Source organism: Bradyrhizobium sp. NAS80.1 (assembly GCF_001908205.1).
Lineage (GTDB): Bacteria > Pseudomonadota > Alphaproteobacteria > Rhizobiales > Xanthobacteraceae > Bradyrhizobium.
On the sequence record NZ_LGHL01000524.1, the window covers coordinates 1 to 901 of the forward strand.

Below are 901 nucleotides of genomic sequence, written 5' to 3' on the forward strand. Positions count from 1 at the left end.
TGCGAACTTCGCCTCCGTCCTTGCTCATCAGATATCGAACGGCCGGAACTGCCTGCTGATTCGGCGCTGCTCCCGTGTAGAAAATGTTGCGCGAGCTTTCTTCTCCCTCGTGTTGCACCGGGTAGAAGAGGAGCCCGTTGAGCTGTTCGAAGATCGGCAGAACCGATTTGCGGGACGCAGAGGTCCAGCAGCCGAACACGACCGCAACCTTGTCCCTTGTGAGCAATTCCCGGGCTTTTTCAGCAAAGACATCCCAATCGGACGCCGGATCAACGACGATTGGTTCCAGTTTCCGTCCGAGAAGGCCTCCCTTCTTGTTTTGGTCCGCAATTAGCATGAGGACAGTGTCCTTAAGTACCGATTCGCTGATTGCCATGGTGCCAGACAGAGAATGCAGAATGCCGATCTTGATGGCATCTTGGTCCGCGCGAACCGCTGGAATAACAAGCGCGAGTTGCATAACGAACAATCCCAGCATGATATCTCGTAGGACCGGAGCTGACTTCATGCCGGTGCCCCGATGAGTTCGTAAATCCGGGTTGCCTTGGTCATGCCCTTGACAATGACGGACCCGATGTCTTTGAACCGGAAGCAATCCTGGGCCCGCAGGTACACGTCCTCACTGGCGAGAATGGCAGTGCCATATTCCTTGTTGAGGCCTTCAAGACGGGACGCCAAGTTTGCTGTACTGCCAAGCGCTGTGTAATTCATCCGTTCGGCCGAGCCGAGATTGCCGACCACGGCCTCGCCAACATGAATGCCGAACCGCGTGAAAAACGACTGTAAGCCCTCGGCCTCGAATTGAGCGTTGAGGCGTTCGCTGGCCAACTTACCTGCAAGCGCCGCCCGACAGGCACGCTCGACGTGATCGGGCTGTAAATTCGGGGCGTTCCAGAAAACC

The 901-nt window shown here is 56.3% G+C and carries 2 protein-coding genes; both read right to left on the reverse strand.

What is annotated here, in order from left to right; genetic code table 11:
- Nucleotides 1-478 (reverse strand): transporter substrate-binding protein (locus tag AC629_RS44650; RefSeq protein ID WP_245332225.1); only part of this gene is annotated, 478 nt, incomplete at its 3' end.
- 26 nt (nt 479-504) lie between these two features.
- Nucleotides 505-901 (reverse strand): adenylate/guanylate cyclase domain-containing protein (locus AC629_RS44655; RefSeq protein WP_143199982.1); only part of this gene is annotated, 397 nt, incomplete at its 5' end.